The organism is Streptococcus sanguinis (assembly GCF_900635155.1).
Taxonomy (GTDB): domain Bacteria; phylum Bacillota; class Bacilli; order Lactobacillales; family Streptococcaceae; genus Streptococcus; species Streptococcus sanguinis_G.
On record NZ_LR134002.1, the window covers coordinates 939,549 to 963,602 of the forward strand.

At 45.2% G+C, this 24,054-nt stretch carries 18 protein-coding genes; 15 read left to right on the plus strand and 3 right to left on the minus strand.

Going from position 1 to position 24,054, the window contains the following annotated elements; translation table 11 throughout:
• Positions 1-7: 7 nt before the first annotated feature.
• The 6 genes from ELZ47_RS04865 to ELZ47_RS04890 all read left to right on the plus strand — a co-directional run bounded on the left by ELZ47_RS04865 (position 8) and on the right by ELZ47_RS04890 (position 7,181).
• On the plus strand, positions 8-358 hold the full coding sequence (locus ELZ47_RS04865) for a hypothetical protein (RefSeq protein WP_126435434.1): 351 nt from the start codon (positions 8-10) through the stop codon (positions 356-358).
• A gap of 179 nt (positions 359-537) precedes the next feature.
• Positions 538-903 (plus strand): VOC family protein, encoded by a 366-nt coding sequence (locus tag ELZ47_RS04870; protein WP_126435436.1) that lies wholly within the window; start codon positions 538-540, stop codon positions 901-903.
• A 22-nt stretch (positions 904-925) separates the two neighbouring features.
• Positions 926-2,272, plus strand: a complete 1,347-nt coding sequence (asnS, locus tag ELZ47_RS04875; protein ID WP_125331367.1) for an asparagine--tRNA ligase — start codon at positions 926-928, stop codon at positions 2,270-2,272.
• Between the two features lie 156 nt (positions 2,273-2,428).
• Entirely contained in the window at positions 2,429-3,616 is a 1,188-nt protein-coding gene (locus ELZ47_RS04880) for an MFS transporter (RefSeq protein ID WP_125331368.1), read from the plus strand.
• A gap of 96 nt (positions 3,617-3,712) precedes the next feature.
• Positions 3,713-5,455, plus strand: a complete 1,743-nt coding sequence (locus ELZ47_RS04885) for an ABC transporter ATP-binding protein (RefSeq protein WP_126435438.1) — start codon at positions 3,713-3,715, stop codon at positions 5,453-5,455.
• Positions 5,445-7,181 (plus strand): ABC transporter ATP-binding protein, encoded by a 1,737-nt coding sequence (locus tag ELZ47_RS04890; protein ID WP_126435440.1) that lies wholly within the window; start codon positions 5,445-5,447, stop codon positions 7,179-7,181. Before ELZ47_RS04885 ends, ELZ47_RS04890 begins: the two co-directional genes overlap by 11 nt.
• A gap of 74 nt (positions 7,182-7,255) precedes the next feature.
• On the opposite strand, the gene ELZ47_RS04895 is transcribed toward ELZ47_RS04890, so the two are convergent.
• Positions 7,256-8,782 carry an ATP-binding cassette domain-containing protein gene (locus ELZ47_RS04895; protein WP_126435442.1) on the minus strand — a complete coding sequence of 509 codons (1,527 nt, stop codon included), beginning with the start codon at positions 8,780-8,782 and terminating at the stop codon, positions 7,256-7,258.
• A 621-nt stretch (positions 8,783-9,403) separates the two neighbouring features.
• Between ELZ47_RS04895 and ELZ47_RS04905 the strand changes: the two genes are divergently transcribed.
• The 5 genes from ELZ47_RS04905 to ELZ47_RS04925 all read left to right on the plus strand — a co-directional run bounded on the left by ELZ47_RS04905 (position 9,404) and on the right by ELZ47_RS04925 (position 16,250).
• Positions 9,404-9,595: a hypothetical protein gene (locus ELZ47_RS04905; RefSeq protein ID WP_002912675.1), complete on the plus strand. Its 192-nt coding sequence runs from the start codon at positions 9,404-9,406 to the stop codon at positions 9,593-9,595.
• Positions 9,596-9,708: 113 nt separating this feature from the next.
• Positions 9,709-11,490 carry a serine hydrolase domain-containing protein gene (locus ELZ47_RS04910; protein ID WP_126435444.1) on the plus strand — a complete coding sequence of 594 codons (1,782 nt, stop codon included), beginning with the start codon at positions 9,709-9,711 and terminating at the stop codon, positions 11,488-11,490.
• A gap of 219 nt (positions 11,491-11,709) precedes the next feature.
• Positions 11,710-12,522 (plus strand): CPBP family intramembrane glutamic endopeptidase, encoded by an 813-nt coding sequence (locus tag ELZ47_RS04915; RefSeq protein ID WP_126435446.1) that lies wholly within the window; start codon positions 11,710-11,712, stop codon positions 12,520-12,522.
• A 101-nt stretch (positions 12,523-12,623) separates the two neighbouring features.
• Positions 12,624-14,405, plus strand: a complete 1,782-nt coding sequence (locus ELZ47_RS04920) for a serine hydrolase domain-containing protein (RefSeq protein WP_126435448.1) — start codon at positions 12,624-12,626, stop codon at positions 14,403-14,405.
• A gap of 66 nt (positions 14,406-14,471) precedes the next feature.
• Positions 14,472-16,250 carry a serine hydrolase domain-containing protein gene (locus ELZ47_RS04925; protein ID WP_126435449.1) on the plus strand — a complete coding sequence of 593 codons (1,779 nt, stop codon included), beginning with the start codon at positions 14,472-14,474 and terminating at the stop codon, positions 16,248-16,250.
• 57 nt (positions 16,251-16,307) lie between these two features.
• Here ELZ47_RS04925 and ELZ47_RS04930 read toward each other — a convergent pair whose 3' ends face one another.
• Entirely contained in the window at positions 16,308-17,048 is a 741-nt protein-coding gene (locus tag ELZ47_RS04930; RefSeq protein WP_002895249.1) for an amino acid ABC transporter ATP-binding protein, read from the minus strand.
• Positions 17,048-19,216, minus strand: coding sequence for an ABC transporter substrate-binding protein/permease (locus ELZ47_RS04935; protein WP_126435451.1), 2,169 nt, complete (start codon positions 19,214-19,216; stop codon positions 17,048-17,050). Before ELZ47_RS04935 ends, ELZ47_RS04930 begins: the two co-directional genes overlap by 1 nt.
• A gap of 194 nt (positions 19,217-19,410) precedes the next feature.
• On the opposite strand from ELZ47_RS04935, the gene ELZ47_RS04940 reads away from it, so the two are divergent.
• The 4 genes from ELZ47_RS04940 (at position 19,411) to ELZ47_RS04955 (ending at position 24,037) form a co-directional block, all read left to right on the plus strand.
• Positions 19,411-20,349: a CPBP family intramembrane glutamic endopeptidase gene (locus ELZ47_RS04940; protein WP_126435453.1), complete on the plus strand. Its 939-nt coding sequence runs from the start codon at positions 19,411-19,413 to the stop codon at positions 20,347-20,349.
• A gap of 73 nt (positions 20,350-20,422) precedes the next feature.
• On the plus strand, positions 20,423-21,370 hold the full coding sequence (locus ELZ47_RS04945; RefSeq protein WP_126435455.1) for a CPBP family intramembrane glutamic endopeptidase: 948 nt from the start codon (positions 20,423-20,425) through the stop codon (positions 21,368-21,370).
• 158 nt (positions 21,371-21,528) lie between these two features.
• A complete protein-coding gene (gene uvrB / locus ELZ47_RS04950; RefSeq protein ID WP_002904675.1) occupies positions 21,529-23,517 on the plus strand; it encodes an excinuclease ABC subunit UvrB in 1,989 nt (662 codons plus the stop codon).
• Positions 23,518-23,539: 22 nt separating this feature from the next.
• A complete protein-coding gene (locus ELZ47_RS04955; protein ID WP_126435457.1) occupies positions 23,540-24,037 on the plus strand; it encodes a GNAT family N-acetyltransferase in 498 nt (165 codons plus the stop codon).
• Positions 24,038-24,054 lie beyond the last annotated feature (17 nt).

The following is a 24,054-nucleotide window of genomic DNA, read 5'->3' on the forward strand; positions in this document are numbered from 1 at the left end:
GGGGAAGATGATATATATTACAAGAGAAGATGTTTTGACTTGGCTGGACAAACATGAGCCAGTGGCCAATCGTCAGAAGGACATTGCGGCTTTTCATAAAGAACTGTCGTTTCGCCTGCAAAGAATGGACTTTCGACCGTCTACCAGTTCAAAAGATCCGCAGAGAGATGTTTGTGAAGACCCTGACCAAGAGCTCACTGTAGCCTTTACTCAGGATGGGGAGGGGAATTATGCGACGATTGACCAGAGTTCAGGAGGTCAGATTCTCAGCGATCAGCGTTTTAAGATGGCTTTGAAAAAAGTCTTGAACTATGATGATGACATGGTTGATCGCCTACTATATGGAACAAAAAATTAGTCCTCTTATTCAGAGAGAGTTAACCGCCAGCCTTTAGGAGGCTGGTTTTTTAATTTTTCTGAGATTTAGCCCCTTCAAGGATAGCTATTGCAATCGCTTTATGGTAAAATATAGAACAGATGTCCAAAAGATTTGTCTTGAAATAAATTGACATTTAGCAACCAATCTAGGAGGCAGATATGATTGATCATTTTGGAATTACAGTCAAGGATTTGGAAACCAGCAAGCTCTTTTATCAACAAGCTTTAGAGCCATTGGGCTACAAGATTGCCTTTGAAATTCCTCAGGCAGTAAGTTTTGCAGAACCTCGGACAGTTCCAGCTGGAGATTTTTGGTTAAGTCAGGGGCAATCAGATGCGTCTCATTTTGCCTTTCGTGCAGAGACTAGGGAGCAGGTGGATGCTTTTTATCAAGCTGGCCTTGCAGCGGGTGGCAAAGATAATGGCGCCCCAGGCATTCGTCCCCAATATCACCAGCCTTATTATGCAGCCTTTGTCTTGGATCCGGATGGTAATAATGTCGAGGCAGTCTGTCATAAAGAATAAAAAAATAGAAAAGAGAAAAAACGTGTCAAAGAAAATCGTAACAATTATTGATGTGAAAAATTATGTTGGTCAAGAAGTGACCATCGGTGCTTGGGTAGCCAATAAGTCAGGTAAGGGTAAGATTGCTTTCTTGCAGCTACGTGATGGTTCTGCCTTTTTCCAAGGGGTGGCCTTCAAGCCTAACTTCATCGAGAAATTTGGCGAAGAAGAAGGATTGGCGAAGTTTGATACGATTAAAAAGCTTAGCCAAGAAACTTCTGTCTATGTGACAGGGATTGTCAAGGAAGACGAGCGTTCAAAATTTGGCTACGAGCTGGACATCACAGATATCGAAATCATTGGCGAGTCAAATGACTATCCAATCACGCCAAAAGAACATGGAACGGATTTCCTCATGGACAACCGTCACCTGTGGCTGCGTTCTCGTAAGCAAGTGGCAATGATGCAAATCCGCAATGCCATCATCTACGCTACCTATGAATTCTTTGACAAGAATGGCTTTATGAAGTTTGACAGCCCAATCTTGTCAGGAAATGCAGCAGAAGACTCAACTGAGCTCTTTGAAACAGACTACTTCGGAACTCCAGCTTACTTGAGCCAATCTGGTCAGCTTTATCTGGAAGCAGGTGCTATGGCTCTTGGTCGTGTCTTTGACTTTGGTCCTGTATTCCGTGCTGAAAAATCAAAAACTCGTCGTCATTTGACTGAGTTCTGGATGATGGATGCAGAGTATTCATACTTGACGCATGATGAGTCACTCGACTTGCAAGAAGCTTATGTTAAAGCTTTGATCCAAGGTGTTCTTGACCGCGCTCCTCAAGCTTTGGAAACGCTGGAACGTGATGTAGAACTTTTGAAACGCTATATTGCAGAGCCTTTCAAGCGTGTTACCTATGATGAAGCGATTGACCTCTTGCAAGCTCATGAGAATGATGAAGATGCTGACTATGAGCATCTGGAACATGGAGATGACTTCGGTTCACCGCATGAAACATGGATTTCAAACCACTTTGGTGTACCAACCTTTGTCGTGAACTACCCAGCAGCCATCAAGGCTTTCTATATGAAGCCAGTTCCTGGAAATCCAGACCGTGTCCTTTGTGCAGACTTGCTAGCTCCAGAAGGCTACGGTGAAATCATTGGTGGTTCTATGCGTGAAGAAGATTACGATGCTCTCGTTGCTAAGATGAATGACCTTGGTATGGATACGACAGAATATGAATTCTACCTTGATCTTCGTAAGTATGGAACAGTTCCGCACGGTGGCTTCGGTATCGGTATCGAGCGTATGGTAACCTTTGTGGCAGGGACCAAGCATATCCGTGAAGCTATCCCATTCCCACGTATGCTGCATCGTATTAAACCATAAAACGAATCAAACGCCCATGGGGCGTTTTTTCAACATCGAACTATGAATAATCCAAAATATAGAATTTTAGAGAAAGAAGAGGTGGAGATCATGTAAACAGCGGATTAACAAGTGACAAAGGATAGAAATTAGAAAACACTTGTTAAAGGAGAAAGTATGTTTAAAAGAAGTTATCGGAAAAATATCGGCCTGATGGCTGGAGTTGAATTTTTTGCCTTTCTAGGCATTACTAGTTTTTGGATTTTATTTCTAAGTCAAAACGGCATGTCCCTTTGGCAGATTGGGCTTTTGGAAAGTATTTTTCATGCGACTAGTGTCATCTGTGAAATTCCTTCTGGGATGTTGGCGGATCGCTTTTCCTACAAGACCAATCTTTATCTGAGCCGGATAGCTGGGATTGTGTCTTCTGTTCTCATGTTGGCGGGGCAGGGGAACTTTTGGGTTTATGCACTGGCTATGGTGATTAGTGCTTGGTCCTATAATTTTGATTCGGGGACAAGTGCGGCCATGGTTTATGATTCTTCTGTGGAGGCCGGACTCAAGGAACGTTACTTATCCATCTCCAGTTTTATGTCTGGAGTGGCTGAAGCGACCCGGTCTTTGGGAACGGTCTGGGCTGGATTTTTTGTCCATGGACAATTGCATCTGACCTACTATATCATGATTGGCACCTCTATCATCGTTCTTTTCTTGACCTGGATGTTGAAGGAGCCAAGTGTTAAAGCAGAGAAAGCAGAACGTCTGACCATGAAAAAGATTATCTGGGCTGTCAAAGAGGAGTTGCATAGGAATCCCAGTCTTTTTATCTGGATGATTTTGTCTCAAATCATCTGCACCTTGATGTGTATGTTTTATTTTTATTATCAGAATCAATTGCCTGACTTAAAAGATTGGCAGATTTCGGTAGTCATGCTGATTGGCAGTGCTTTGAATATCTTAGCAGTCTATCTGGCGAGTGTGATTGGAAAGAAGTATTCTGCCCTAAAACTCTTTCCTTCAGTGGTTCTTCTTACTGGAGCAAGCTACCTGCTGTCCTATTTTGGAACGCCAATCATCTATATTTTGATTTATCTAATCAGCAACGCCTTGTATGCACTCTTTCAGCCGATTTTTGACAACGATTTGCAAAAGCAGCTGCCAAGTGAAGTGCGGGCGACCATGCTCAGTGTCTACTCTATGATGTTCAGCCTGAGTATGATTGTCATTTTCCCTGTGACAGGCTGGTTGATTGATTACTTTGGCTTTGACTGGACTTTTATAGTTTTAGGCGGCTTCTTATTAGCAGCGACACCTTTTTTGTATATGGGTCTAAAGAAAATAAGCCAGAATTTACAAGAAGTCTAATATTAATGTTCTCTTTCTGCTGGTCAGAAGGAGAATATTTTTTACCCTTTGAAAATTATGGTAAAATAAATACAGTTTAATGGAGAAGAAAGCAGTATGAAAGATTTATTGAAATATTTCAAGGGCTATATCAGAGAGTCTTTGCTGGGACCCTTGTTCAAGCTTTTGGAAGCCAGTTTTGAACTGCTGGTTCCGATTTTGATTGCGGGGATTGTGGACGAGACCATTCCTAGGCACGACAGCTCCCATCTCTACTGGATGGTTTTTCTTTTGATGGGCTTGGCTGCGCTGGGCGTGGTGGTAGCGGTGGTGGCCCAGTATTATTCATCAAAGGCAGCTGTGGGCTTTACTCGTCAGATGACAGGTGATCTCTATCAAAAGATTCTGCGCTTGCCCAAGGCCAGTCGGGATGAGTTGACGACTTCCAGCTTGGTGACTCGGCTGACGAGCGATACCTATCAGATCCAGACGGGCATCAATCAATTTCTTCGTCTCTTTCTGCGAGCCCCCATCATCGTTTTTGGCTCCATCATTATGGCCTTTACTATCAGTCCGGCCATTACCTTGTGGTTCTTGCTCATGGTGGCAATTTTAACGGCTATTATCGTTTTCATGTCTCGTCTGATGAACCCTCTCTATGCTAAGATTCGCCAGCTGACAGATCAATTGGTCAATTTGACGCGTGAGCAGCTGCAGGGGATGCGGGTCATACGTGCTTTTGGTCAGACCCAGCGCGAGGTTCAGACCTTTCGCAATCGCAACGAACTCTATAAAACCTGGCAAATTAGGACGGGAGCTCTTGCTAGTCTGATTAGCCCTCTGACCTTTCTTACGGTCAATGGTACCCTGATTGCTGTGATTTGGCAGGGGAATGCTTTTATTGGCAAGGGATTGTTGACCCAGGGGATGCTAGTGGCCTTGGTCAATTATTTATTGCAAATTTTGGTGGAATTGCTCAAGCTGGCGATGCTGGTCAATTCTCTCAATCAAAGCTATATCAGCGCAGGTCGTATCAGTCAGGTTTTTGAACAGAAAGAAGAAGATATCCTGCAGGAATTAGTGCAGGAAACAGCTCTGCCGAATCAAGCTATTAAAGTTCAGCAGGTCAGCTTTTCTTATCCAAATGCAGCTAGTCCAGCCCTGACTGGTCTGACTTTTGATTTGAAAAGAGGTCAGACTTTGGGGGTTATTGGCGGGACAGGTTCAGGGAAGTCAACTCTAGTCCAGCTCCTGGCTCATCTCTATCCAGTGGCTGCTGGTCAGTTAACCATCTTTTCCCAAGGACGCAGTCCTAAAAATCTCAGCGAATGGAGGTCCTGGATCAGTCTGGTGCCTCAGAAGGCGGAGCTTTTCCAAGGAACCGTCCGATCCAATCTGACCTTGGGCATGTCAACCAAGCCAACAGACGCAGACTTGTGGCAGGCTTTAGAGATTGCTCAGGCGGCGGACTTTGTCTCTCAGAAGGAAGGTGGCTTGGATGCGACTGTAGAGGCCTTTGGCCGGAATTTTTCTGGAGGTCAGCGTCAGCGTTTAACCATTGCCAGAGCTGTCTTGCGGAGGACACCCTTCTTGGTTTTAGATGATGCGACCTCAGCTCTGGACTATCTGACAGAGGCTAGACTGCTGCAAGCTATTAAGAATGAATTGACAGAGACCAGTTTGGTCTTGATCTCTCAGCGGACCAATAGCTTGCGCTCAGCGGACCAAATTTTAGTCCTAGATAAGGGAGAACAGGTGGCTCTTGGTCGCCATGAGGAACTATTAATCAGCTCCGCCATTTACCGAGAAATTCATCACTCACAGCATAGTCAAGGAGAGGAGGGAAAGCATGAAGCATAAGACATCACCTAGCAGCTTGAGGCGTTTGACTCGAGATTTGCTGCAGGCGCGCTGGCTCTTTCTCCTAGCTAGTCTGGGAACGGTGGCTCAAGTGGCTCTGACTGTTCTTCTTCCAGTTTTAATCGGGAATGCGGTTGATAGCGTCCTTCTTCCTCAAGCGGAGCAGCATGTGATGCCGATTTTGGGGCAGATGCTGTTGGTCATCTTAGCCAATACGCTGATTCAGTGGCTCAATCCCTTGCTCTATAATCAGCTGGTTTATCGCTACAGCCAGCAGCTCCGTCAAAGTGTCATCAAGAAGGTTCACTACCTGCCTCTGGTCTATCTAGACCGACAGGGAACGGGTGACTTGGTCAGTAGGGTGACCACGGACTTGGAGCAGCTCAGCAATGGCCTACTTATGGTTTTTAATCAATTTTTTGTTGGTTTGCTGACAATTTTAGTGACTATCATTAGCATGGCCAGATTGGACCTTTTCCTCCTGCTTTTGGTTCTGCTTTTGACGCCCCTTTCTCTTTTCTTAGCTCGCTTTATTGCTAGAAAGAGTTTTATCTTTTTCCAACGTCAGACGCAGGCGAGAGGGGCACAGACCCAGCTGATTGAGGAAAGTCTGACCCAGGAAAGTCTGATACAGGCTTTTAATGCTCAAGAGCAGTTTGATACAGCTTTTACTCGCAGCAATCAAACCTATGCGGACTATTCTCAGGCTGCTATTTTCTATTCATCAACGGTTAATCCTTCGACTCGTTTTATCAATGCCCTGATCTATGCTTTGATTGTAGGCTTTGGGGCTGTCCGAATCATTCAGGGAACAGGCTTTACGGTTGGGCAGCTGGTAACTTTTCTCAACTACGTCAACCAGTACACCAAGCCTTTCAATGATATATCGTCAGTCATGTCTGAATTGCAGAGCGCTTTAGCTTGTGCAGAGCGGATTTACAGCGTTTTAGACCAAGAAGAAATAGCAGAGTCAGGTCAGGAAATTCTTCAGACTGAAGATGTCAAAGGACAGATTAGTTTTGATCATGTGGCTTTTGGCTATGAGCCTGGAAAAGAGCTGATTCAGGATTTGAATATAAGGATTCCAGCAGCTAGCAAGGTCGCCATTGTCGGACCAACTGGTGCTGGCAAGTCTACTTTAATCAATCTCCTCATGCGTTTTTACAATGTTGATAGTGGTCTTATTTCTTTAGATGGTATTCCCATCACGCATTACACCAGAGCTTCTTATCGTCAGCAGTTTGGTATGGTGCTGCAAGAGACTTGGCTCAAGACGGCGACCATTCATGACAACATAGCTTTTGGCCGGCCAGATGCCAGCCGAGAAGAGGTCATTGCAGCTGCCAAGGCGGCCAATGCTCATTTCTTTATCCAGCAACTGTCTCAGGGCTATGACACCTACCTGGCGGATGCTGGGGACTCCCTTTCTCAAGGTCAGCGGCAGCTCTTGACCATTGCGCGTGTCTTCCTTGCAGTTCCTAAAATCCTAATCTTGGACGAGGCGACTTCCTCCATCGATACCCGGACAGAAGTCTTGATTCAGGAGGCTTTCAGCAAGCTCATGGTGGGACGGACTAGCTTTATCATCGCCCACCGCCTGTCCACTATTCAAAATGCTGACATCATCCTCGTCATGGTAGATGGTGATATCGTCGAACATGGTAATCATCAGGAGCTCATGGATGCCAGAGGTGTTTATTACCAAATGCAGACAGCGAAGGAGTAGAAGGGGAACTTTATTAAAGTTCAAAGATTGATGCTAAATGAAACTAAAAGAGTTGGATTTCCAACTCTTTTTGCTTATAATTCAACTTCCTCCAACCCTGTCTCCGTAAGTCGATAAATCTTCTGGCAGACTTCTTTGAGAAAAATCCGATCGTGGGAGACAGCGATAATGGCGCCAGGATAGGTCGCCAAAAGTTGGCGAACCTGAGGCTGAGAGGTGGGAGAGAAGTTGCGGGTTGGTTCGTCCAGAAGGAGGACATTGGGACGGTCTAAGACTAGTTTGAGCAGGAGGAGCTTGGCTTTTTGACCTCCGGAAAGCTGCCCAATCGGGTGGCGGGCCTCATCGCGCGTGAACTGGAGGCTGGCGAGATGAGTCAGGATTTTCTCCTCATGGGACTTGTCGCCAGGGGGAGCCAGAAAGTCCAAAGGACTGCTCTCATCAGCCAGCAAGTCTCCATAATGCTGGGGCATGTAGCTGACCCGCATATCTGTCCGCTCACGCAGAATCTTCCATATTTCTTTAAGCAGAGTAGATTTGCCTGCACCATTCGCACCAATCAGTCCGATTTTTTCCTGGCCGCAGACCTCCAGAGTCAGGTTCTTCGCCAGTTGTCGTTCGTCTGTTTCCAGTTTCATTCCCTCTAATTTCAGGATTCTTTTGGTCAATGGCAGAGCTTCTATGTCTGAGAAGTGAAGGCTGATGGCCTCTTCCTGTGTCGGGATTTCGGTCATTTCAGCGCCTGCCTTTTCAAATCGTTTGCCCTGCGAGAGGACGTTTTTCATCTTCTTGGCTACCAGTCGACCTGCAGTAGCGTCATGGGTGTTTCGTAAAGTATGCTCCACACTCTGCTTAACCCGTCGATGTTTTTCCATGGTCTTGGCGTGTTCTTCCCGCTCTTTCCGTGCCAATTGACCTTGTTTTTCAAAGGATTCCTGACGTTGATGGCGGTAATTTTCATAGTCCAGACTCTTGACACTGGTTCTAGCCTCCTGCTTCTTTTTGATTCGCTCCAGATGAACAATCTTGGTCGCAGCTTGAGCGAGAAAGTGCTCGTCGTGAGAGACGAAAAGGACCGTTCTCTGGCTGTGGCTGATAAAGTTTTCCAGCCATGTCAGAGTTTCGAGATCAAGGTCATTAGAGGGCTCATCAAGAAAGAGAATGTCCCAATCGCTGGCTAGTTTCTTGATAAGCTGGACTTTAAGCTTTTCTCCTCCAGATAGGCTAGAGAGCTGCTGCTGACTGGCAAAACGCTGGCTGTCAAAGTTGAGCTCTCCAGCATAGCGGTAGAGCTTGGCATAGTCCAGCTCTGTCTCAAAATCAGCAAAGAAATAGTCATTGAGCGTCAGTTGGGCATCCTCTGAAGGTAGCTGCTGGGGTAAGTAGACAGCAGCAGTATAGGACTTATCAATCTGTCCGCTGTAGCTGACATAGGAACTGACCAGTCGCTCGTCTAGCAGGAGCTTGAGCAGGGTGGACTTGCCATTGCCCTCCTCACCGATAATAGCGACCTTGTCTCCTTGATTGACAGTCAGTGACAAATCTTTGACTAACTCTTTCAGGTCTTTTAGGTGGGTGATAGTTAGATTTCTTATTTGAAGCATAGATGTCTCCTTCGTTTTTTAACACAAAATACAGCCCTGCTTTATTTAGCAGAGCTGTTGAGATTGCACAAAGCAGACACAGGAGTGTCTAAGTAGGATTATTCGTCTATAGGCTTCCAGCTTACACTGTCATAGGAGCGACAGGATTAATCTAAAGATAAGCAAATAGAAGCTAGAAAGCACAAAAAATGAACATCCCGCGGATATGCAGAAACATGACAAAATCTACTAAATAAAGTTTCCTTTAAAAAATAGACTTAATTTTTCATGTCTCCATGTACCTCCGAAATAGTTCTGCTTTAAGTCTAACAGAAGAAAGTAAATTCGTCAAGCGCTTTCAAATAAATAAAAATTTTTAAAAGATTTTTGGAGCAAATTTTTATAAACTCTCTAAGAATATTGATTTCAAGGCTTTTAAGCTGATTTTGATATATAATTTTTTAATTATATAAAAATTTGACATATACCAAAAAATTATATATAATCGTCTTGTATATAAAAATAATATATATAAAATGATTATACAAATAGGCCTAAAATTTGTAAAAGATAAGAAGAGCTGGAATGGGATAGGATAGATTCCAGTCGTCATTTTAAATTGTATCTAAGGAGCAAGAAACCATGCCAAAAACTTTATTTCTCTGGCTTTTAACAGTCCTAAGCTTAGGACTAGTAAAAACGCCTCAAGCTAAGACGATGGAGCAATCTTTGAAGTCTAACACGGCGGTCATTGAGATTAGCCAAAAAATTCAGGACTATGTCAAGAAAGATGAAGCGACAAGGGTGGCTGTAGAAACTGTGACCTTTGATTAGATGATGCAAATCATTGCGTAAGAAAGGAGAAAGCTATGTTAAGAATTTTTATCCGAATGGTATACAGAAGTATCGCCTATGCGATTGTTGAAGCTAAATAGAAAGGAAATATCATGAAAAAATCATTTATTCTAACGCTTCTAACGATTATAACTCTAGGACTCTTCCGGCCAGTTACAGCCTTGGCTGAAGAACAGAAGCTGCCGTCTGGTACGGACCGTGACAAAATCGGTCAGAAAATCCAAGACTTTGTCAAGGAACATGAAAAGACGACGGCCGGTATGGCAACAACCGTTTTTGACAAGGACGGGACTATTTACCAAGGTAGTTTTGGCTATATGAATAAGGAAAAAGGCATTAAAGCCGACGACAGTAGTGTCTTTGAATGGGGGTCAGTCGGGAAACTAGCTATCTGGGTCTCCGTCATGCAGCTCTGGGAAGAGGGCAAGATTGACCTTAACGAAGACATTCGCACCTATCTGCCAGAGGGATTTATGAAGACTTTGCGCTACGACAATCCCGTCACTATGACAGACCTCATGAACCATCAGGCCGGCTTTGGCGAGTCTACCCACGCCTATAAGGAAGATAAGGGCTTGTCTATTGAGGAGATTCTGGCAGTTAATCAGCCAGAACAGTCCTACGAGCCAGGCACCATGACAGCGTACTCAAACTTTTCTGCTAGTCTGGCAGCCTACATCGTTGAGAGAATCTCCGGTCAGGACTTCTCAGCCTATGTCCATGAACATATCTTCCAACCACTAGGAATGAAAGACACTGCTCTATCAGCTGACTTTAAAGAAAATCCAAAGATTTACCAGAAGCGGATGGAGCAAATCTCTTATCGGGCGGACGGGACATCTATGGGAACTAGCTATTTTCATTTAGGACTTTACCCGGCAGGGAATGCCGTCTCTACTCTGGCGGACTTCCAGAAGTTTGCCCAAGCGCTTTTGAAGAAAGAAAAGCTTTTCAAGCACGCTGAGACTTGGACAACCCTTTACACGGCAACATCGAATTATCCAGGAACGGATATGCCGCTCAATATGCACGGTTTTTGGACACGGGAGTACGGCACGACGCTTGTTGGCCATGGAGGAAACTCAACTGGCTACTCATCTTATATTCTGCTGGACTTGAAAAATGGTATAGGTATGACCATTATGACGAATCAAGATCATGAGTTGGTTTATAACTATGAAATGCCAGCCTTGGTTTTTGGACCTAAGAAAAAGACGGACTCAGCCACCTTTGACAAATTCCAGTCTGGCAATTACCGATCTGCTCGCTCCTTTGCCAGTGGTCCTATGTCTATCTCCAGAATCTTGCTTTACACTCAGTTTGTTGAGAAATCCAAGGACAATCCGCTTTTGAGTCAGAATTTTTCAGTAGTCAGCGGTAGTGGAGACGAGACTAAGGTAACAGCTTCCTATGGCGATAACTTCAGAGTCAAGGATAGCGAGTTCTTTACAGACTGGGCTCTGCTTATTTCAGCGGCAGTCGGAATTGTTTTCAGTATCATTCTCTTTTTGGCACGGGGCGGACTGGATCTCTTCCGCTTGGTCTTCAAAAAAGGTCAATCTAAAACACCAAAACCTCTTCGTATCTGGACTTACCTAACTTCCTTGGCTGGAGTAGGTGTGGCTATAAACTTCCTCCTCCTCTTCAACACATTTGCTACCAGTGATCTGACCTTTTTAGCTAGCTGGCGCTACATGGTCTTTGCCGGTCTGGGATTGATTCTGGCTGGCTGTGCAGTCTTCCCACTTCTGACCAAAGCAAGAAAAGGACTGAGCAAGAGCCGACTCTACCTGACGGTCATGACTAGTCTATCTGCGTTGGCAATCGTGGTTAATATCCTCTACTGGTCGCTCTATCAGTGGTGGGCATTGTGATTATTTTCCCGCTTTCTTTTTGGGAATGGACTGTCTCATGAGGTAAACCGTTTGATTAATTCTTTTTACAATCTTAAGGTTAGTGATTTTTCAACAGGAGCTGAAGTACGATAGCTGTCTTTTATACAGAGCGCGGCTAAACGAAGCAAAAAATCAAGGATCTTATCAGACTACAAAAAGCAAGCAGATAAAATCAAACCATTTAAAGGAGAAAATCAGATGACCAATGAAACAAGAAGCAAACCACAACCAAAACTAGTCTGGCCGTTCCTAGCTTGGAACTTCGGCTGGACTTGGGGATTTATGTTGCTAGCGATTATTCTCAAAAATCTCTGGCCGGAAAATCCACCCGTACTTTATCTGACTCTGGAAGGCCTCCTATCTAGTCTCAGTATGTTCGGACCGGTGTTAGCAAGCCTAATGGTGCTGAAAATAAAAGGCTTCAAAGCCATCTGTTCCTTTATCTTCTCAAGCAAGAAAGGGACTTGGCTCTATCTCCTACTCTTCAGTGGAGGTCTGGCAGTGACTTTTGCATTAGCTTCCGGAGGCAAGCTAGTAGACGGAGCTCTGCTTTCATTTATTGGATCCTTTATCTACCTCATGACCATGGCTGGTGGCATGGAAGAGCCTGGCTGGCGAGGCTTTCTGCAGCCGGCTTTGGAAAAGAAGTTCTCTATGCTTATCGCCTCCTCAATAACTGGACTAGCTTGGGCTTGCTGGCATATTCCTCTCTGGTTTTATGACCGCTTTTATGATCGGAGTCAGAATCCCTTTCTAGTCTATACCATTGTAACTATAATCCAGTCTATCTGGTTTGCTGCGCTGCATAAGAAGACGAAATCCGTCCTTGCCTGTATGATTTTCCACGCCCTGCTAGACATTCTGATAGAAACCTTTGTCGGCATCAACCTAGCTGATAAGTTTGATTTTTCTCAGGTCAACTCCCTCTTTTACCTTGGCGGCTTGGGCATTCTGACCCTTTACAGTATTTATCTCTGGTATCGGGCGGATAAAGAAGAGAAAAACTCATGACTAAAAAATAAGAATAAGCTGATTCTAAAATTAAAAGGAGACTGTACAATTATCTGACCTTAGCTCATGTGAATCTTTGAGTCGAACAGAAAGGAAATGCTATGAAAAAATCATTTATTCTGATACTTTTAACGATTATAACTCTAGGAATCTTCCGGCCGAGCGCTGCTTTAGCTGACTCGCAGAAGTTGCCGTCTGGCACAGATCGCAGCCAAATTGGTCAGAAAATCCAAGACTTTGTCAAGGAACATGAAAAGACAACGGCCGGTATGGCAACAGCAGTCTTTGATAAAAACGGAACCATCTACAAGGGAAATTTTGGCTATGTGGATAAGGAAAACAAAGTCAAAGTTGACGATGACAGTGTTTTTGAATGGGCTTCAATCACTAAACTGACGGTCTGGGTGTCGGTCATGCAGCTCTGGGAGCAAGGGAAGCTAGACTTAGAAGAAGACATCCGCACCTATTTGCCGGAAGGCTTTCTCCGCAATCTTCGCTACGATAAACCTATCACCATGCTGGATCTGATGAACCATCAGGCTGGCTTTGATGAAATGCCACTCTACAAAAAGGGAGATAAGAGCGACTTGGAAGAGCAGTTCCGCGATTACCAGCCTATTCAGTCCTTTGAGCCGGGTACGACGACATCATACTCTAACTACAGCACGGCTTTGGCATCCTATATCGTGGAGCGGATTTCTGGGCAGAAGTATGCAGACTATGTCCATGAGCATGTTTTTGAGCCGCTGGGCATGAATCGGACTGCTATCTTGCCTGACTTATCGGACAACGCTTACGTACAGGAAAAGCGCAAGGAGGATAAGGGCTATGATGACCAAGGTAAGCTCTTGGGAGATACACCATTTAAGCTCTGGATGTACCCAGTCGGAGGGGCTGTGGGGACTCTAGGAGACCTACAGAAATTCGCCCAGGCCTTGCTGGAACGTAAGGCGCTCTTTCATCGTCCAGAAACTTGGACCGAGCTTTACTCAACAACCTCTACCCACCCTGGTACGGATATTGTTCGTAATGCTCATGGCTTTTGGGCCAGTCACTATGGTGTTACCTTGCTGGGACACAGTGGTAATGCTGATGGCTTTTCTAGCTATCTTTACTTGGATCTGAAAAATGGCATCGGCCAAGTCATCTTAACCAATCAACTGTATGAACAAGTTTACAATGTTCAAATGCCGGAGCTGACATTTGGCAAGATGCAGACTGTCAGTGAAGCTACTAAAAAGCAGTTCAAGCCTGGCTCTTACCACTATCTGAGAAGCTATAATAGGGGGCCGCTGTCCTTCATGCTCATGATTCCCGGGGCAATCCAAAAGATTAACAAAGTCTCAGATCAGCCGGATCTGCAGAGCACTTTCTGGACTATTGACCGAAGCCAAGGTGCTGACCGCCTCGAATTTGGTGTCCTTAATGCAGAAAGGATTTCCGATTCAGTTCTCTTTAGGCATTATCTAGTCGTGTTTCTTGGAGGTCTGGCACTCGTGTTTGCTCTGGGAAATATCTTGATTAGTTTTCTGATTGGCGGTTTCCGTCTCATCCTGCGTAAAGCAAAAAGTTCGGTACCTCGCTCTTGGAAGGTCTGGAATTACCTGACTTCTTTAGGAATGCTGCTGTTTGCTGGAAATCTCATTCTGCTTTTACTGGCTGCCATGAATCAGGATTACTCAATTGTTCAATCTTGGAGTTATATGGTCTTTGCAGGTCTGGGCCTGTTCTTAGCAGGCTGTGCAGTTTTTCCGCTCTTCAGCAAAGCTCGAAAGCGTCTCGGAAAAGGCCGCCTCTTCTTGACGGCTCTGACTAGTCTATCCGCCCTGGCCATAGTCGTTAATATCCTCTACTGGTCGCTTTATCAGTGGTGGGTGATGTGATATAAGTTGCTTGCCTTCCTTTGGGAAGGCGGGCTTTGTCTGTGTAATTCTGCAAAGGAGAATCGCATGAAAAAAACATTTATTCTCACACTGCTAACTATTTTAACATTGGGGCTTTTTCGCCCAGTCACTGCGCTAGCTGAAGAGCAGAAGTTGCCGTCTGGTACGGATCGAGACAAAATTGGTCAGAAGATCCAAGACTATGTCAAAGAGCACGAAAAGACAACAGCCGGCATGGCAACAGCTGTCTTTGACAAAGACGGCACTATCTATCAAGGAAACTTCGGCTATATGGATAAGGAAAAGGGAATCAAAGCCGATGATGACAGCGTCTTTGAATGGGGATCCGTGACTAAGCTGACCGTCTGGGTCTCTGTCATGCAGCTCTGGGAAGAGGGCAAAATCGACCTAGAAGCAGACATCAAAACTTATCTGCCAAAAGGCTTTCTTAGAAATCTCCAGTATGACAAGCCTATCACCATGCTAAATCTGATGAACCATCAGTCTGGATTTGACGAAGCCCCTCTCTATATGCAAGGGGGCAAGAGTTTAGAGGATTTGCTGCTCCAATATCAGCCGGCTCAGTCCTTTGAGCCGGGAACAACGACAGCTTATTCCAACTACAGTACGGGGTTAGCAGCCTATATTGTGGAGCGAATTTCTGGACAATCTTTTGTTGATTATACACACGAGCATATCTTCCAGCCGCTGGGCATGGAGAGAACGGCCATAGCTCAAGACTTGTCTGACAATGCTTATGTCCAAGCCAAGCGCAAGGAAGTAAAAGGATATACGACAGATGGAAGCCTGTTAGGCGATGCTCTTTATGAAGTTGGCTTGTATCCAGTCGGTCGCGCAACAGGAACATTGAGTGATTTTCAAAAATTTGCTCAGGCCCTGCTAAGTCGTAAAACTCTCTTTACTCGGTCGGAGACTTGGACGACTCTCTATTCGACGACAGCAACCTATCCTGATACAGACATCGTTCGTAATGCTCATGGCTTCTGGGCCAGTGAATTTGGTGTTACAGTGCTAGGGCACGGAGGGAATACAAATGGTTTTTCCAGCTATCTCCTGCTGGATCTGAAGGATGGTATCGGTCAGGTAATCATGACCAATCAAGGTGTGGAAGAAATTTATAATGATGGCATGCCAGAATTGATTTTCGGAAAACGTCCGACAGCCAGTGCAGAGACTCAGAAAAAGTTCGAACCAGGCTATTATCAAATCCTTCGGAATTTTAACCAAGGTCCGCTTTCTTTGTATCAGCTCTTTCCAGGTAATTTGCTTCATATGAAGAAGCCGTCTTCGGAGCGAATGGATCGTTCGTTTTGGACTATTTATAAAAGTGGAAATGGCAAAACGCGAATCGCTACTATGGTCAGTGATTTTGAGAGAGTTCCTGACTGGGAAATCTGGACTAAGTTTGGGTTGATCGCTCTGGCTTGTCTTAGTGTCGTTTATGCTTTGGGTAATCTACTTGTTCGGCTTGTGCTAGTCCTTTATCGACTGGTCTTTGGCAAAGAAAAAAGCAAGCAAAATCGAGCTTGGAAATGGTGGCACATTTTGACAGCTGCAGGAGTAGTGGCCGTGGCTTGCAATTTACTCTTGCTCCTACTTAGCTCAAGTGCTACGGATCTCAGTATCATTGCTCAGTGGCGTTACATAGTCTTTGCCGGTCTGGGCCTATTCTTAGCAGGCTGTGCGGTTTATCCGCTCTTTAGCAAGACTCGAAAGAGTCTCGGAAAAGTTCGTCTCTTCCTGACAGTTCTGACTAGTCTATCTGCGTTGACTATTGTCGCCAATATCCTCTACTGGTCGCTCTACCAATGGTGGGTGATCTAGTTTAAAAATTTTGAAACAAGAAAAGAGCCGGCATATAAGCTGGCTCTTCGTTTGGTTTTATACATTCAGCACCTTGTCCAAGAAGTCTTTAAGACGTGGATGTTGTGGATTGTCAAAGATTTGGTCAGGCTTGCCGTCTTCTAGGAATTCACCATCAGCGGTAAAGATAACGCGGTTGGCTACCTGACGGGCAAAGCCCATTTCATGAGTCACAATCAGCATGGTCATACCTTGCTGGGCCAGATCCTTCATAACGTTGAGAACGTCGCCAACCATTTCAGGGTCAAGGGCAGAAGTCGGCTCGTCAAAGAGCATGATGTCTGGATTCATGGCCAGACCGCGAGCAATTGCCACCCGCTGCTTTTGCCCGCCGGACAGGCTGTCAGGGCTGGCATCAGCCTTATCAGCCAAGCCGACCTTTTCCAAGAGCTCCATCCCCAGCTTATTTGCTTCGTCTTGGGTCAAGCGCTTGTGCTCAACAGGAGCAAAGGTGATATTTTCCAGAACAGTCATGTGCGGGAAGAGGTTGAAGTGCTGGAAGACCATACCGATATTTTCTCGGACCAGATCCACATCAGTCTTTTTGTCTGTCAGATCAAAGCCGTCAACAGTGATAGTCCCGCTGGTCACTTCCTCTAGCAGGTTGAGACTGCGCAGGAAAGTTGATTTACCAGAACCGGAAGGGCCGATGATGCAGACCACATCGCCCTCGTAGAATTTAGCAGTAATCCCCTTTAGGACTTCGTTTTCCCCGTAATATTTATGAAGATCGTTCACATCGATTTTTAATTTTGCCATTACTTAATCCTCTTTTCTAAGCGTTTTGCCAAGCGGGTCAAGAGCGTGATAATGATGAGATAGAGCACGGCTAGGATAGCATACATCCGGAAACTCTGATAGTTGCGGGCGATGATGTCCTTGCCCGTTTTGAAGAGCTCGGCCAGTCCAATGGCTGAGACTATGGTTGTATCCTTGAGTGCAATGACAAACTGATTGACAAAGTTTGGCAGCATAATCTTGGTTGCCTGTGGCAGGATAATCTTGCGCATGGTCTTAGAGTAGGAAATCCCCAAGCTGCGGCTGGCTTCCATCTGTCCAACTGGAACGGCTTGGATACCCCCGCGGACAATTTCTGCGATATAGGCGCCGGCATTGAGAGAGAGGGCGATGGTTCCTGCAACGAAAGCATTGATTGGGCTTTGTTGTCCAGTCATGGATTCGATTAGGTTTGGAATCCCCCAGAAGATAAAGGCTGCCACAATCATCAATGGAATACCACGAATGACATCGACAAAGATTTCTGCAATCCAGCGTAGCGGTTTATAAGGGCTGACGCTGAACATACCAAAGATAATCCCGATGACCATAGCAATCGCAAATGAAATCAGAGCCAAAGCAATCGTCACTCCCAGACCTTTAAGAAGTTCTTGGTAGTTGTTTTGCAGCAAGCCCCAAATAGTGGACTCATCTACAGTGGATTCCTTTTCTTCGCTAGCCAGATATTTGTCTAAAATCTCTTGGTACTTGCCGCTTTCTTTGAGATTGGCCAGTCCATTGTTAAACATCTCAATCAACTCAGGATTGCTGCCTTTTTTAACTGCGAAAGCGACTTGGCCACTTGGTGTCCCTTCAATAGGTGTTTTAAGCTTCTTGCCTTGTTTGATAGCGTATTTGACAACAGGCTCATCATCCATCACAGCTGCGACGGAGCCAGTATTAAGGCTGTCATACATGGAAGCTGCATCTGAGAATGTTTTAATAGAGTAGCCGTACTTGCTCTTGTTTTCTTCAAGGAACGTCTGAGAAGCGGTACCGGTTTTGACACCGACTGTCTTGCCCTTGAGTTCCTCGTAGGACTTGATATTGCTGCTGTCCTTGACTGCCAAGATAGAGTTGGCTGTATAGTAAGGATCGGAATAGTCAAAAGTTTTCTTGCGGGCATCGGTGACAGACATGCCGGCGATAATTCCATCAGCCTGACCGGTCTGAACGCTATTAATAGCTGCATCAAAGCCAGGGTTGGTCACTTCCACAGTAAAGCCTTGGTCTTTGGCAATAGCCTTAATCAGCTCCATGTCAATACCAGTATATTGGTTGCTGTCATCTTGGAAGACAAAAGGAGCAAAAGATGAGTCGCTGGCAATGATGTATTTGTCTTTTGTCGGACTAGCTTTTTGACCAGCAGGAGTAGAAGTCTCTGGAACAGCGGAGTCAGAGCTGCCTTTAGAAGCCGTCCATTTATTGATGATTTCTTCTAGACTGCCGTCTTCCTTCATCTGTGCCATAGCCTCGTTAAACTCAGTAACTAGGTGCTCGTGCTTGCTGCCTTTTTTGACACCGAAAGCAAAGCTTCCAACAGCCTCACCCTTCATAGAAATTTTCAGGTTTTGGCCTTGATTGATGGCGTACTCAATGACAGGCTGATCATCCATCACTGCATCGACATCACCAGCAGAAAGGCTATTATACATCAAGTCACCTGTGTCAAAGGTTTTGAGAGTGAAGCCGTACTTATCCTTGTTCTTCTCAAGGAAACGTTGGGCAGCCGTTCCAGTTTTGACACCGACTTTCTTTCCTTTCAGCTGTTCATATTTGCTGATGGTGTTTGCCTTAGTCGTCGCGATAACGACCTTGGTGTCGTAGTAGGTATCAGACATGGTAAAGACTTTTTCACGCTCGCTTGTCTTGGTCATACCAGCCATGATGGCATCCGCCTGGCCAGCTTGGACTGCATTGACAGCTGCATCGAAGCCTGGGAAGCTCATGTCAATGTCCCAGCCTTTGATTTCTGCGACCTTGTTGATGATATCAACGTCAATCCCCTTGTAAGTCTGATCAGAATCTTTAAATTCAAATGGTGCGTAAGCAGTATCGGATACGATTTTGACCGTATCTGCCTGGGCTGTCGCCCCTAACGCAAAAAATGGAAATAATGTTAGCAAGACTGCTAAGAATTTTTTCTTCATTTTCTTCCTCCTTTTTAGCATTCTAGCATTATAGCAAAAAAACAATGATTAGGCAAATTTCTCCTGTTTACATGTTAGGTTTTCTGACATAAAAACTCTCAGTTTTTGTAAGTTGAGCCGCAACTTTTCTTTGTTCTTAGAGCAAAGTCTGCTATACTGGAAATAAATGAAAGCAAGGATAGAATGAGGTTCTTATGAAAAAATCACGTATCTTGGACGGAGTCAGTCAAGCTCGCTTTGTCCCTCCTTATATTTTGTCTCTTTTACTGGCGATTGTTTTCGTGCAAGGAGGACAGCAGTTGGCCTATCTGGCTTTGGAGCCAATTTCGGCTGTCCTCAGTCTTATGCTAGGTTTTTTAGGCCAAGGTGGATTCTTTGAAATCTTCTTCAATTTTGCCCTGCCTTTTCTCTTGTTCGGCTTTGTATTTATGATACTGGCTCTCTTTCTTTGGGTGCGCTGGGCTGAAGGACGACCGCTTGTGACTCTTGGCTTTGTCAAAAAAGGCGGATTGACGGAGCTCGGTAAAGGCTTGGGATTAGGTTTTCTCCTCTTTAGTCTAGTCGCTCTGCTTATGCTGTTGAGCGGAGCTGGCTCTTTTGAATGGGGACAGCTGACGCTGGAACCTTTTCTCTATATCTTGATTTTGCTTCCGCTCTGGATGATTCAGGGTGGAGCAGAAGAGCTAGTGACACGGGCTTGGCTGCTGCCAGTTGCTGTCAAAAAGACCAACCTGCCTATCGGTTTGCTGACTTCAAGCCTGCTCTTTGCCCTCTTGCACCTAGGCAATCCAGATATTGGTATTCTTCCCATTATTAACATTGCCATATTTGGCCTCTTTGCAAGTCTCTATCTGCTCCGGACGGACAATATCTGGGGGATTATAGGACTTCATGCTGCTTGGAACTTTACCCAAGGAAATATCTACGGTTTCAGCGTTAGTGGTACTGGCGTTGACGCTGCGGTCCTGAACTTTATTCCTAAGACGGACTTGAGCTGGCTGACTGGTGGAGCTTTCGGCGCTGAAGCTTCTATTTTCAGCTCGCTCATTCTCTTGCTGGCCGTTTTTTACTTGCTTATCAAGATGAAAAAAGACGGTAGCTTGACAGTGTTTGTGAGAATGGCTCAGAAATAGTATTGATGGCTAGCTTTTGCTCATCCTAAAATAATATGCTATAATAAATTCAAACAAGGAAAGGAATGTGTATATGTTTAAATCTCGTATGTTGGATGCTATCAAGCAATCGCGCTATATCCCACCAGTTTGGTTAGCTATTTTAATCGCTATTGGTTTTGTTTATGGAGGAGGAATTTTAAGTTTTGTCGGGTTGTTACCAATTGGAATAGTTGTCGGACTCTTGATTGGTTTTGCAGATCCTACAGTTAATCGAGCAGAAGCAATGGCGGTGCTTGCTCCCTATACAGTCTTTTTTCAGCTAGCTGGTTTCTTCTTTATCGCCCTAGCAGTCTTCCTCTGGGTTCGATATCGTGAGAAGCGTCCTTTTTCTAGTCTGGGATTTTACAAAGAAGACTGGTTCAAAAATCTCCTCAAAGGCTTCCTTATAGGAGCGGTTCAGTTCTCAATGGTTGTGGTCTTGCTCTTAGTTACGGGGACAGGCAGTCTGAAATTAGGTCAGCTTAACTTGCAGTCTTTGATTTTTGTCCTAGCTATCATTCCTTTCTGGATTCTCCAAGGTGGAACAGAAGAGCTAGTGACGCGTGGTTGGCTTTTTCCAGCAGTTAGTGCTAAGTCAAATATCTTCATTGGTATCTTGATTTCTAGCACTCTATTCGGGGCACTGCACCTCTTTAACCCTGGTGTGACCGTTCTTTCTATTGTCAATATCATACTAGACGGTATCTTTGCTTGTTTCCTTATGCTCAAGTATGACAATATGTGGGTACTGGCTGGTATGCATGGCGCTTGGAATTTTGTGCAAGGAAATATCTATGGTATTCAGGTCAGTGGTCAAGGAGCATCTACCTCAATTTTGAACTATAGCTCACAATCTTCTGTGGATTTGCTATCCGGTGGGGCTTTTGGTGCTGAAGGATCTATTTTTGCCAGTATCGTCCTGATTGGCTGCATTGCCTATCTCTACTGGTCACTTAAAAAAGAAAATCGCCTGCCTCAGGCGCTGATGTTTAAAAAATAACCATTTCGCCCAGTTTAGCTGGGCTTTTTTGTCTTTTAACGAGAGGTGTGACAAGGGACAGACGATGGTAGAAGCGTGGCCATTCTACCTACACACAAATCCAGAGAAAATAGGGCAAATATGGTAAAATGATAGAAGCACAATTTGAGGAATAAAAGATGATTAACAGAATAACAGATAATAAATTTGAATTGGTTTCCAAGTACGAGCCTTCGGGTGATCAACCCCAAGCTATTGAGCAGCTGGTGGACAATATCGAGGGAGGCGAGAAAGCCCAGATTCTCATGGGGGCGACTGGTACTGGTAAGACTTATACCATGAGTCAGGTTATAGCTCAGGTCAACAAGCCGACTCTGGTTATCGCCCATAATAAAACGCTGGCCGGCCAGCTTTATGGTGAGTTCAAGGAGTTCTTCCCCAATAACGCAGTGGAATACTTCGTTTCCTACTATGATTACTACCAGCCGGAGGCCTATGTGCCCTCCAGCGATACTTATATCGAAAAGGATAGCTCGGTCAATGACGAGATTGATAAGCTACGTCACTCAGCGACATCAGCCCTCTTGGAGCGCAATGACGTGATTGTCGTGGCTTCGGTCTCTTGTATTTATGGTCTGGGTTCGCCTAAGGAATACTCTGATAGTGTGGTTAGCCTGCGTCCTGGCTTAGAGATTTCCCGTGACAAGCTGCTTAATGATTTGGTTGATATTCAGTTTGAGCGTAATGACATTGACTTTCAGCGGGGGAAATTCCGGGTTCGTGGCGATGTGGTGGAGATTTTCCCAGCTTCCCGGGATGAGCATGCCTTTCGGGTAGAGTTTTTCGGAGATGAAATTGACCGGATTCGTGAGGTTGAAGCCTTGACCGGTCGAGTCTTGGGCGAGGTGGACCATTTGGCCATCTTCCCAGCCACTCACTTCGTAACCAATGAAGACCACATGGAAGTAGCCATTGCCAAGATTCAGGCCGAGCTGGAGGAGCAGCTAGCTATCTTTGAGAAGGAAGGCAAGCTTCTGGAAGCCCAGCGCTTGAAACAGCGTACAGAGTATGATATCGAAATGCTACGTGAAATGGGCTATACCAACGGTGTTGAGAACTATTCTCGCCATATGGATGGTCGAAGCGAAGGAGAACCTCCTTATACCCTTCTGGACTTTTTCCCTGATGACTTCTTGATTATGATTGACGAGAGTCACATGACCATGGGACAGATTCGGGGCATGTACAATGGCGACCGCTCTCGTAAGGAGATGCTGGTTAATTATGGTTTCCGTCTGCCGTCTGCCTTGGACAATCGTCCGCTGCGCCGAGAAGAATTTGAGAGCCATGTTCACCAGATTGTCTATGTATCCGCTACGCCGGGAGACTATGAAAATGAACAGACGGATACTGTTATTGAGCAGATTATCCGGCCGACCGGGCTTCTGGATCCAGAGGTGGAAGTCCGCCCAACCATGGGGCAGATTGATGACCTTTTGGGAGAAATTAATGCCCGTGTCGAAAAGAATGAGCGGACCTTTATCACAACTCTGACCAAGAAGATGGCGGAAGATTTGACGGACTACTTCAAGGAAATGGGTGTCAAGGTCAAGTACATGCACTCGGACATCAAGACCTTGGAGCGAACCGAGATTATCCGTGATTTGCGCTTGGGTGTCTTTGACGTTCTGGTTGGGATTAACCTTTTGCGCGAGGGAATCGATGTTCCCGAGGTTAGTCTGGTGGCAATTCTTGATGCGGACAAGGAAGGTTTTCTGCGCAATGAACGTGGTCTGATCCAGACCATTGGACGGGCAGCTCGAAACAGCGAGGGGCATGTGATCATGTATGCGGACACTATGACCCAGTCTATGCAGCGAGCTATTGATGAAACTGCCCGCCGTCGGGCAATCCAGATGGCTTATAATGAAGAGCATGGCATTGTACCGCAGACCATCAAGAAAGAAATCCGCGACCTGATCAGTGTGACCAAGGCAGCCCTGCCAGACAAGGAAGAAACTGTCGAAATCGAAAGCCTCAACAAGCAAGAGCGCAAGGACATGATTAAGAAACTGGAAGGTCAAATGCAAGAAGCTGCCGGACTTCTGGACTTCGAACTAGCCGCACAGATTCGCGATATGATTCTGGAAATAAAGGCGATGGATTAAGGGATTTCAAGGAGGAAAGCAAATGGTCATAACTATTAAAGCAATGCAAACCGCTGAGGAGATAGAAGGGAAATCCCGAGTTCATTGGCAGACATGGCGTGAAGCTTATGATGGCATCTTGCCCGTGGAATTTCAAGAGCAGATGACTTTGGATAAGTGCCGGTTTTATAGTCAAAAGTATCCTGAAAATACCTTGATCGCTTTGGATGCTGCTAAAGTGGTCGGTTTTGTTAGCTATGGTGATTTTCGAGACTTAGATAAAAGAGCAGGTGAAATTATTGCCCTTTATGTCCTCAAAAGTTATTATGGCAAGGGGGTAGGACGGCAACTCATGGAGGCTGCTTTTGCTGCCTTGGATGGTTATCAAGAGATTTTATTATGGGTTTTAGAAGATAACAAACGTGCCATCGCCTTTTATGAAAAAATGGGTTTTGTTTTTGACGGTCAGGAAAAGGTCATTGACCTAGGAAAAGCTGTCAAAGAAAAACGGATGATCTACTCGAAAAACTCTAACAGTTAGTTTGGAAATAATAGATA

Bases quoted from the DNA above. Each gene is read 5' to 3' on its own strand.
- ELZ47_RS04865 (WP_126435434.1), top strand. From the start codon at position 8: ATGATATATATTACAAGAGAAGATGTTTTGACTTGGCTGGACAAACAT.
- ELZ47_RS04870 (WP_126435436.1), top strand. From the start codon at position 538: ATGATTGATCATTTTGGAATTACAGTCAAGGATTTGGAAACCAGCAAG.
- ELZ47_RS04880 (WP_125331368.1), top strand. From the start codon at position 2,429: ATGTTTAAAAGAAGTTATCGGAAAAATATCGGCCTGATGGCTGGAGTT.
- ELZ47_RS04885 (WP_126435438.1), top strand. From the start codon at position 3,713: ATGAAAGATTTATTGAAATATTTCAAGGGCTATATCAGAGAGTCTTTG.
- ELZ47_RS04890 (WP_126435440.1), top strand. From the start codon at position 5,445: ATGAAGCATAAGACATCACCTAGCAGCTTGAGGCGTTTGACTCGAGAT.
- ELZ47_RS04895 (WP_126435442.1), bottom strand. From the start codon at position 8,782: ATGCTTCAAATAAGAAATCTAACTATCACCCACCTAAAAGACCTGAAA.
- ELZ47_RS04905 (WP_002912675.1), top strand. From the start codon at position 9,404: ATGCCAAAAACTTTATTTCTCTGGCTTTTAACAGTCCTAAGCTTAGGA.
- ELZ47_RS04910 (WP_126435444.1), top strand. From the start codon at position 9,709: ATGAAAAAATCATTTATTCTAACGCTTCTAACGATTATAACTCTAGGA.
- ELZ47_RS04915 (WP_126435446.1), top strand. From the start codon at position 11,710: ATGACCAATGAAACAAGAAGCAAACCACAACCAAAACTAGTCTGGCCG.
- ELZ47_RS04920 (WP_126435448.1), top strand. From the start codon at position 12,624: ATGAAAAAATCATTTATTCTGATACTTTTAACGATTATAACTCTAGGA.
- ELZ47_RS04925 (WP_126435449.1), top strand. From the start codon at position 14,472: ATGAAAAAAACATTTATTCTCACACTGCTAACTATTTTAACATTGGGG.
- ELZ47_RS04930 (WP_002895249.1), bottom strand. From the start codon at position 17,048: ATGGCAAAATTAAAAATCGATGTGAACGATCTTCATAAATATTACGGG.
- ELZ47_RS04935 (WP_126435451.1), bottom strand. From the start codon at position 19,216: ATGAAGAAAAAATTCTTAGCAGTCTTGCTAACATTATTTCCATTTTTT.
- ELZ47_RS04940 (WP_126435453.1), top strand. From the start codon at position 19,411: ATGAAAAAATCACGTATCTTGGACGGAGTCAGTCAAGCTCGCTTTGTC.
- ELZ47_RS04945 (WP_126435455.1), top strand. From the start codon at position 20,423: ATGTTTAAATCTCGTATGTTGGATGCTATCAAGCAATCGCGCTATATC.
- uvrB (WP_002904675.1), top strand. From the start codon at position 21,529: ATGATTAACAGAATAACAGATAATAAATTTGAATTGGTTTCCAAGTAC.
- ELZ47_RS04955 (WP_126435457.1), top strand. From the start codon at position 23,540: ATGGTCATAACTATTAAAGCAATGCAAACCGCTGAGGAGATAGAAGGG.